Raw genomic sequence first — 9,680 nt, forward strand, 5'->3', positions numbered from 1 at the left:
CGCTATCAGCGCCTGCGGGGCCACGACTGCGTCTATGTCTGCGCCGATGATGCCCATGGCACGCCGATCATGCTCCGTGCCCAGAGCGAGGGCATCACGCCAGAAGAACTCATCACCCGCATGCACGGCGATCATCTGCGCGACTTCACCGGCTTCGGTATTCAGTTCGATCTGTATCACAGCACCCACTCGCCGGAAAACTTTGAAATTTCTCAGAGTATCTATCGTGCCCTGCGGGCAGCGGATTACATCAACGTCCGCGAAATCGAACAGGCCTACGATCCCGTCGCCGGCATTTTCCTGCCCGACCGCTTCATTCGCGGCACCTGCCCGCGCTGCGGCGCAGCGGATCAGTATGGGGATAGCTGCGAGGTCTGCGGCGCCACCTACAGCCCCACCGACCTGATCAACCCCGTTTCCGCGGTCTCTGGTGCCGTACCCGAGCGCCGCAATTCGGAGCACTACTTTTTTCAGCTCGGCGATTTCAGCGACTTCCTCCGGCGGTGGATTCACAGTGGTACCCTGCAGGACGAAGTCGCCCACAAGCTCGATGAATGGTTCAGTATTGGCCTGGCCGACTGGGACATCAGCCGCGACGCCCCCTACTTCGGCATTCCCATCCCCGATGCCCCCGGCAAGTTCTTTTATGTCTGGCTGGACGCCCTGCCCGGCTACATGGCCGCCACCCAGTACTGGTGCTCGACCCATGACCGCAATTTCGCCGATTACTGGGGCGCGGACTCCACTGCGGAGATCTACCATTTTATCGGCAAGGACATCATTTATTTTCACGGCCTGTTCTGGCCAGCCATGCTCAAGGGCTCCGGACACCGGCTGCCGACGGGTATATTCGCCCACGGGCACCTGACCGTAAACGGCGCCAAAATGAGCAAGTCGCGCGGCACCTCCATTACCGCCGGGCAGTATCTCCAGCATCTGAATCCCGAGTTCCTGCGCTACTACATTGCCACCAAGCTCAACAGCCATGTGGAAGATATCGACCTCAATCTCGAAGACTTCCTGCTCAAAGGCAATGGCGACCTCGTCGGCAAAGTGGTCAATCTGGCCTCCCGCGCGGCGGGTTTCATCCACCGCAGCTTTGCGGGCCGACTGGCCACTTCCCTGGGCAATGATCAGGCCTTTTATGATGGGCTGCTGCAGACCCAGGAGGCCATCGGTGAGGCCTACGCCGGGCGGGAGTATGGCAAGGCCATGCGTGACATCATGGCGCTGGCGGATCAGATCAATGCTTATGTGGACCAGAATGCACCCTGGACTTTGGCCAAAGATCCGACCCAACGCGAGGCGCTGCACCGTGTCGCCAGCGTCACCCTGAACGGCTTCCGGGTGCTGGTCACCCTGCTCAGCCCGGTGCTACCGGAGCTCTCGCGCAAATCGCTGGAGTTCCTGCAGTGCGACTTGGACTGGGCGGGCCTGACCAAGCCGCTTCTCGATCACCAGATCCAGCCGTACACCCATCTTTTACAACGTATGGAAAAACCCCAGGTGGACGCCTTGATCCAGAATTCTGCAGAAAGCCCCGCAACAGCCCCCGGCATGGCGGCGGCCCCAGTGCCCACGCCCGTACCTGCTGAGGCCAAGGAAGAAAACCCCTTTATCAGCATGGACGACTTCAGCAAGGTGGATTTGCGCATTGCGCGGATTATTGCCGCGGACAGCGTGGAAGGCGCGGACAAGCTACTGCACCTCACCCTGGATATTGGCGAGGGCACCCGCTCGGTCTTTGCCGGCATCAAGAGCGCTTACGATCCTACCAGCCTGGTCGGCAGGCTGACCGTGATGGTCGCCAATCTGGCGCCCAGAAAAATGCGCTTCGGCCTGTCCGAGGGCATGGTGCTTGCCGCCAGCGGGCCGGAGGGCGGACCCTTCCTACTCTCTCCCGATAGCGGGGCGCAGCCGGGCATGCGGGTTAAATAGGGGTCTGCGCGGTCGCCAGCAACTTGCGTTCTTCATAAGTTTCCCGGGCCAGACGCACGTCTTCCAGGAACCACGGGAGCTCTTTCAGCAGCAGGGCCTGCGGGCCATCCACCAGCGCTGTTGCCGGGTCGGGATGGAAGTCCACCAGAATCATGTTGGCGCCGGCCACCACGCCCTGCGCGGTCACATGGAAGACATCCATGATGCCATCCGGCCCCGCATCGCGGCTGCCCACGGAGTGGGATGGATCAATGCAGACCGGCATCCGCGTCAGCCGCTTCACGACCGGCACCTGGGCGAAATCCACGAAGTTGCGGTGCGGGTCACCCAGATTCGTCTTCATGCCGCGCAGCCCGAAGACCACCTTGGTATTTCCCTCCGAGGCCAGGTATTCGGCGGCATTGAGGGATTCTTCCAGGGTAATGCCGAAACCGCGCTTGAGCAGCACGGGGAGTTCCTGCTGCCGGCCCACCGCCTTCAGCAACTCAAAGTTCTGGGTATTGCGGGTGCCGATCTGCAACATGACCCCGGTCGGATGGCCGGTCTTCTCCAGCGCCTCACGGATTTCATCCATATGCGACTCGTGGAGGATCTCCATGGCGATGACGCGCATACCGTACTTGCCCGCCAGTTCAAAAACCCAGGGCAGACAGGCCTTGCCGTGCCCCTGAAAGGCATAAGGACTGGTACGCGGTTTGTAGGCGCCCATGCGGGTGCAGACCTGGCCGTTTTCCTGCAGGGCGCGCAGCATCTGCTCGACGTGCTCCGGGGTATCCACGGCGCAGAGCCCGGCAAACACGTTGAGATTGTCCTGGCCGAAACGCACCCCGTTGTAATCAAAACCATGGGTACGCTGATCGCCGGTATGGCGGCCCAGCAGCCGATATTCCCGGGATACGCGAATCGCCCGCTCGACACCGGGCAGGGCTTCCATATCTTCTATCCGCAACGGCTTGGTGTTACCGATCAGGTAGATTTCACTAAGTACCTGCTCCGCACCCTGTTCCTGATGGACCCGAAAGTGAATGCCGGAGAAGCCGCGCAGATGGGTCAGCAGTTGCTGGAAGATCGGCGATTGTTCGCCGAGGTCGGCTTCTAAAATCAAAATCATGATCAATCTCCTTCTGGTGTCTGCATGAACCCTGGCATTCTGGTGGCAGTTTACTCGGGCAATCCAGAGACACAAACACTAAAGCATCGCTTCCGGACGCAGATGGCGATCAACATCTTCGCCGGAAAGGCAATCCAGCGCCAAGATGGCTTCTCGCAAGGTGCAGCCTTCGCGGTGGGCATGCTGGGCGACAATAGCGGCTTTTTCATAACCGATCACAGGTGTCAGAGCCGTCACCAGCATGAGGGATTCTTCCATATTCTGCCGTAGCCGACTTTCTGCAGGTTGGAGATCGTGCAGACAATGGTCGGTGAAAGACCTCGCCGCATCTCCCAGCAGCCGGATAGATTGCAGAATATTATGCGCTATCATTGGCTTATAAACATTCAGCTCAAAATTGCCCTGCGAAGCGGCAAAAGCGATGGCCGCATCATTGCCGTAAATCTGCACGCAGACCATGGTCAGGGCCTCAGCCTGGGTGGGATTTACCTTGCCGGGCATGATGGAGGAGCCGGGTTCGTTTTCCGGGAGATGCAGCTCGCCCAGACCGGCCCGCGGGCCCGAGGCCATCCAGCGGATATCGTTGGCAATCTTTATCAGGGACATGGCTATGCCACGCAGCGCCGCGCTCAACTGCAGCAAAGCTTCATGTCCCGCCAGGGCGGCAAACGCGTTGGCCGCCGGGCGGAAAGGCAGACCCAGCTCCGCATGTAACCGCGCGCACACCGCACTGGCAAAATCCGGGTGGCAGTTGAGACCGGTACCCACGGCTGTCCCGCCCAGCGCCAGGGCGTAAAGACCAGGCAGAGTCTGCTCCAGGCTGTGGATGCCCTGCTGCAATTGCGCCACATAGCCGGAGAACTCCTGCCCCAAAGTGAGCGGCACCGCATCCATCAGATGGGTGCGCCCGACCTTGATGAGGTGGGCAAAATCCCCCGTCTTACGCTCCAGTTCTCCCCCCAGGTGCGCCAATGCCGGCAAGAGCCCCTGATGCACCGCCAAAGCCGCCGCAATATGCATGGCTGATGGAAAAGCGTCGTTGGAAGACTGTCCCAGATTGACGTGATCGTTGGGGTGTACCGGCGCTTTACTACCACGGGGCTGCCCTGCCATTTCATTGGCCCGGTTGGCAATAACCTCGTTGACGTTCATGTTGCTCTGGGTGCCGCTGCCGGTCTGCCAGACCCGCAGAGGAAACTGCATATCCCAGCGCCCGGCAATGACTTCCGCCGCCGCGTCATTGATCTTTTCGGCCAGCGTGGCGTCCAGCAGTCCCAGCTCGGCATTCACCGAAGCCGCCGCCCGCTTGATCCGCGCCAGGGCGTGGATAACCGACAGAGGCATCTGCTCCGTACCGATGGCGAAATAGCGCAAGGAGCGCTGGGTCTGGGCGCCCCAGAGAGCGGCGTCTTCCACCTCGATAACGCCCATGCTGTCCTTTTCCTGACGCATACTCAGTGTACCCCAGCCAGCTTTTCGGCCTCATCCACCATCCCGGCCATGTAATCCAGCGCTCGCGACCAGATTTCCGGCTCTTCCAGATCAATGCCGGTCATCGCCACCACCTCGGCAGGGGCCTGACTACCGCCAAGTTTCAGCATGGCGATATAACCGGGCACGAACTCCGCCGGGGCGGCCCGCTGGCGCTGAATCAGCGCCAGTGTCAGCAGTTCCCCAAAGGCATAGGCATACACATAGCCCGGCGAGCCGATGAAGTGGGGAATATAACTCCACCACCAGCGATAACCGGGGCTGAACTGGATACTGTCGGCAAACTGCTCCGCCTGGGTTTGCATCCATAACTCCGCCAGCCGATCCTTGCTCAGTTCGCCCTCGGCGCGGCGGGCGCCATGCATGACCACTTCAAAGCGGTGCATGGCCATCTGCCGGAACACCGTGGCAAAGGTATCCTCGATTTTGCCGCAGAGCAGGGCCAGCCGTCGCTGGGGGTCCCGCTCCTCGCGCACCAGGCGCTCGAAGGTCAGCATCTCGCCAAAGACAGAAGCCGTCTCCGCCGTGGTCAGGGGGGTATCCGCGTTCATGTGGCCCTGCTCGCGGGCGAGATACTGGTGGATACCATGTCCCAGTTCGTGGGCCACCGTCATCACATCGCGCACTGTGCCGGTATAGTTGACCATAAGATAGGGATGGACATCCGGCGTCGCCGGATGGGCGAAGGCCCCGCCCCGCTTGCCTGGCGCCAGTGCGGCATCAATCCAGCCTTCATCGAAAAAGCGCTGGCCGATAACCCCCAGTTCCGGAGAAAAATCCGTCACCGCGGCCAGCACGATACGCTGACACTCCGTCCAGTCGTAGCGCCGCTCGCCGCCTGGCAAAGGCGCATAACGGTCATAATCCATCAATGGCGACACGTTCAATAATTTGGCCTTGAGCCGGTAATAGCGGGCCACCAGCGCGTAGCGTCCAACCACGGCTTGCTCCAGCGCCTCGACCATTTTGTCGGAGATTTCGTTGCTCAGATTGCGGTCACTCAGCCAGTGGGGATAGCGGCGCAGACGGTCATCCAGGGCCTTGTCGGCGAGGATGGCGTTGAAACAGGTGGTGAGGGTATGCAAGCGCCCTTCCAGCCCCTTGCTGAGGGACTCGGCCGCATCCCGACGCAATTCCCGGTCGGGATCGGACAACAGTGTCAACACCTCCTGCTCGGTCATCTGCTTGCCGCGCAGGGGAAAGCGCATTTCCGTCAATGTCTCATCAAAAAGCCGCTCCCAGAGCGCCCGCCCTGTCACCCGCTTTTCGGACAGAATCTGCTCCTCACTCTCGCTGCGCAGGTGGTCACGATACCTCCGCCAGTTGCGCAGCAAATGCGCCCAATGCGCCAGTGCGGGGTCTGCCAGCAGGCTTTCTGCCCGGCTCTCCGCGACGGCATTCCAGGCGATATCGAAGAAGATCAGTTGATTCTGAATGGCCGTGGCCGCCTCCTCGTAGGCCTGCATGGCGGCGCCATACGCGGGCTGATCGGCGTGGGTGACGTAACTGAGATAGCGGAAGGTACCCACCCGGGCAATACGTTGGCGGATAGCCTCCAACTGGCCCACAGCCGCCGCCAACTGCGCGGCATTCAGCCCGCCCAGACCGGGGCGATAGGCTTCGGCGAAGCGCGTCGCTGCGCTATCCGCCCAGCGCATGTCTTCCGCCAGCCGCGGATCATCCACCCCGGCATAGAGATCTTCCAGACGCCAATGTACCTGCTCCGCGCCCGTCGCTGCCTGATTTACGCCCTCCACCATGCTGTTATTCTCCATCCGAGTAATGTTTGATTGGCCCGCCGTTCAGCCCGCCATCTCCGGTAAACCCAGACTATGGCGTACACAAGACAACAACGCCGCCAGTTCCGGGGCACGTCCTGCGCGTTGGGCCTGCCACATCATCTCTCCCAGACAATCCACGAAAAGATGTTCGGCGCCGGTTTCACCCAGCTTGCGGCGCGCGCTGTCGAAGAGCTCCACAATACCTGCAGGCTGTCCCAATGCCAACATCTCCTCCAGCCCTACATGCAGAGACATGTGCATATAGGGGTTACTCCGTCCCTGCTCGGGCGGAAAATCCTGTTCCAGTCCGTGCTGCGCATCGCTCAGCAGGGCATGATATTCCGGATGGCGGAGAATGACAGCGACAATCCGCGTCTGCACCCCTTCCAGCGGACGGCCCTCCTGATAGGCCCGCCAACTGTCCAGAAAGACTTGTCGATATGTTTCTCGTTTACTGCCATAAAGCATAATGATTAGCCTGTCAGAACATACCGGAAGATCATAGGCCAGACCGGCACGGGTAGGAAAGAGAGGCCCTTTGTGATAAACAGGGCAGGTCCTGGAAGTCTCACCCATCTTAATCAAAAGCACTTATCGCGACATTATTTTCAGCGGGAGATCAGCGCATCATGGCCAACGCGAATGCAGTATCGTCAGCAGCAGTAACCACCCTCAATGAACGCCAGTGGGAAGGACTCGGTAAAGTCGGTGACGCCGCCCTGCAGGTGCAGAACCTGCTGCAGATGCTGCGCGACATCCTCAACGAATTGCCGCGGGCCATCGATACCGACAAGCTCATGGAGACCATGCAGCCGTATCTGGAACAACTGCAGCGCGTCTCGGAGTCGCTGCTAATCTTCATTAAGGGCAACTCCGGTGAGGAGCCGCTGGATCGCCTGCGCAACGTGCTGAACGACGTTCAAAATGCGGAACTCGACAAGACCCTGAAGGAAGTCCTGCAACTACTCGGCAACCTGCAGCGCGCCGGCTTCTTCAGCTCCCTCTCCGCCCTCAGTGCTGAGCTCAAATGCCCCATCATCGGCGAAAATCCGGAAGACATGGTGCAGAAAATTCATGGCGCCACCGCAAGCATCCAGTACTGGATGGATAGCGCCCGGCAGGGTGTCGGCGTCGTCGGCAACATGGTCGGCCAGCTCGACCTGCCGGATCGCCTCGACGAAATTCAGGAAATGGCCGACCAGTGGATTCAGATGGCCAAGCGGGCCCAGCGCCTCATTCAGGGTGACGCCCCCAACCTGCAGGCGCGCCTGAGCGGCATGCTCGACATGGCGGAAATCCTCGGTGGGCAGATGAACATCGCCATCGGCACCCTGCGCGACACCATACCGGAAGTGCTGGAAGGCGCGGACATGAGCGGCACGCTCGCCACTATTGGTGCCGGTGGCAGCCGTTGGATGCACATCGCGCTGCGGGTCAAGACTCTGGCACGGGGCAACTCCGAAGATCTCGCTCAGCGGGTGGAGGGCTTGCTGGACCAGGTGGAGCACCTCGCCGGCTATGCCGCGAGCGCGGGCTTCTTTATTCAGGCGGGTAAAGATGGTGTGGGCGCGGTCCGCAACATCCTCAGCGACATGGACCTGCCGGAAAAGCTGGATGACCTCGCGGAAGAAGCCGAAAAGTGGCTGAAAATCGCGATGCGTGCCAAGGCGCTGGCGCAGGGTGACGCCAACAGCCTGGCGGACCGCGTCGGCGGCGTGCTGGGCATGGCGGAAACGGTTGGAGCCTCCCTGCAGGCGGCCGCCAGAGCCCTGGAGGACAAGGGTATCCATCTGCAGGAACTGATCACGCCACACGGCGATCTCAGTGTCGCCTTTGGCACCGCTGCAGACATGATGGGCGAATTCTGGCAGGACGGCACCATCCGCCACATCGTCGGCGTCGTCGGCCAGGGCGCCATGGCCTGGTTGGAAATCGCGCAAATTGCGACCAGCGCTGTAAAAGGCGACGCGGAAAGCGTCAACGCACGGATCAAGGAAATTGTTCAGGGGCTGCATGATGCCCACCTGATGGACATGCTGCCTGACGTCTTCGCGCTGGTGGGTAACCTGCAGAAGGCCGGCCTGGTCGGCAAGCTGAACATGGTCATGACGCAAGTCGTCCCCATGATCCCCTCCGACGAAGTCTTTGCCAGCGGTGTGAACAAGGCGATGAAGGCGCTGGAGCAGACCAGGACCGAGATGAAGGACGAGAACAACAAGGGTGGCGGTATCTTCGGTCTGATGAAGATCTTCTTCGCCAAAGACACCCAGTTCGTGCTGAAGTTCGCCGTGCGCTTCGCCTCCATCTTCCTGAAGGCGCTGAAACAGGGCTGATTTTCTAGCTCTCGCAAAAAAGCCCCGGACCTTGCTGGTTCGGGGCTTTTTTGCGTCGCGGGGAAGGGACGCAGGTACTAAGCCCCGTGCTGTCCCCACCACACCTTTGCCTTCTCCGCTGCCGCCCTGGCCGCTGCCGGATCGTTCAGCCAGGCCTTCGCCAGATCGATAATCTCCGCATTATCTTGTGCCCATACCGCAGCGCCAGCGGCCAACAAGCCCTGACGTACCACATTATCCGGCATTTTCGGACCGAGGATGAGGGGACAACCATCGGCAATGGCTTTGCCGAGATCCACTGCACCTCCTACCAAGGTACCGCCAGGCACACAAAAATCCACACAAGCGTAGAAAGCATCGCGCTGCTCCACCGTTTCCACAAAATAGACGCGCGTTTTGATGGGCACGAAGCTGGTGAACAAACGACTATGGCGGATGGTCTGCAGATGGTATTTCAGCGCATCACGATAAACGGGTTCGTAGCGTTCTTCCCGATCTGGCGCCAGCACCATGATCCCCATCTTCGCCCGCATCAGAGAAAGAAATATCCCATAGGCCTCGGCATCTTCGCCTTCGTGCAAGTTGGGGAAATACACTACGCAACGGTTCCGGTCCCGAAACTCCTTAAAACGCTCGCACCAATCCATGCAGATCACTCCTTTGCGGGTGTTATGGGCTTTTCCATCCGCCGATGATAGGCGACACCGGCACATCATTCAAAACCTGCTGAACCCATGCATGTGTGAACCGCGCACCGCCTTTGTGTTATATTAGCAACAACGCTCTGCACAGAAGAACACACACCCTATGTTGCGAACACTTTTTGTATTCTCGGAGATGGTGCCCTACTCCAAGACCGGCGGCCTCGCGGATGTCGGCGGGGCTTTGCCCCTGGCGTTGGGGCAACTGGGCGTCGATGTTCGCGTGTTGGTGCCCTACTATGGGCGTCCGGCACTGCCGGATCTGCGCTGGTGCTGCGCCGTCAACGTGCCCTATACGGGTGAAACAGCCGAGCTGTGGTCGCTG

8 protein-coding genes are annotated in these 9,680 nt (G+C 60.3%); 3 read left to right on the top strand and 5 right to left on the bottom strand.

Annotated features, from left to right (window positions below; genetic code table 11):
* Positions 1-1,938, top strand: a 1,938-nt coding sequence (metG, locus tag AC2VNK_RS04565; protein ID WP_486882983.1) for a methionine--tRNA ligase, incomplete at its 5' end; no start/stop codon positions are given.
* Here the strand turns inward: metG and AC2VNK_RS04570 are convergent.
* From AC2VNK_RS04570 to AC2VNK_RS04585, 4 genes are all read right to left on the bottom strand, one after another.
* Complete coding sequence (locus AC2VNK_RS04570; protein ID WP_291522479.1) at positions 1,931-3,049, bottom strand: 3-deoxy-7-phosphoheptulonate synthase; 1,119 nt, start codon at positions 3,047-3,049, stop codon at positions 1,931-1,933. The genes metG and AC2VNK_RS04570 overlap by 8 nt on opposite strands.
* 78 nt (positions 3,050-3,127) lie before the next feature.
* Entirely contained in the window at positions 3,128-4,501 is a 1,374-nt protein-coding gene (gene fumC / locus AC2VNK_RS04575) for a class II fumarate hydratase (RefSeq protein WP_486882984.1), read from the bottom strand.
* A gap of 2 nt (positions 4,502-4,503) precedes the next feature.
* Complete coding sequence (locus AC2VNK_RS04580) at positions 4,504-6,300, bottom strand: M3 family oligoendopeptidase (RefSeq protein WP_486882985.1); 1,797 nt, start codon at positions 6,298-6,300, stop codon at positions 4,504-4,506.
* A 42-nt stretch (positions 6,301-6,342) separates the two neighbouring features.
* Positions 6,343-6,789 (bottom strand): DUF1841 family protein, encoded by a 447-nt coding sequence (locus tag AC2VNK_RS04585; RefSeq protein WP_486882986.1) that lies wholly within the window; start codon positions 6,787-6,789, stop codon positions 6,343-6,345.
* A 161-nt stretch (positions 6,790-6,950) separates the two neighbouring features.
* Between AC2VNK_RS04585 and AC2VNK_RS04590 the strand changes: the two genes are divergently transcribed.
* Positions 6,951-8,654 carry a hypothetical protein gene (locus tag AC2VNK_RS04590; protein ID WP_486882987.1) on the top strand — a complete coding sequence of 568 codons (1,704 nt, stop codon included), beginning with the start codon at positions 6,951-6,953 and terminating at the stop codon, positions 8,652-8,654.
* A 77-nt stretch (positions 8,655-8,731) separates the two neighbouring features.
* Here the strand turns inward: AC2VNK_RS04590 and AC2VNK_RS04595 are convergent, their stop codons facing one another.
* Entirely contained in the window at positions 8,732-9,301 is a 570-nt protein-coding gene (locus AC2VNK_RS04595; protein ID WP_291522902.1) for a 3-deoxy-D-manno-octulosonic acid transferase, read from the bottom strand.
* A 160-nt stretch (positions 9,302-9,461) separates the two neighbouring features.
* On the opposite strand from AC2VNK_RS04595, the gene AC2VNK_RS04600 reads away from it, so the two are divergent.
* The coding region (locus AC2VNK_RS04600; protein ID WP_486882988.1) for a glycogen/starch synthase at positions 9,462-9,680 on the top strand (219 nt) is incomplete at its 3' end.

The organism is Acidithiobacillus sp. TH-A35 (genome assembly GCF_057473505.1).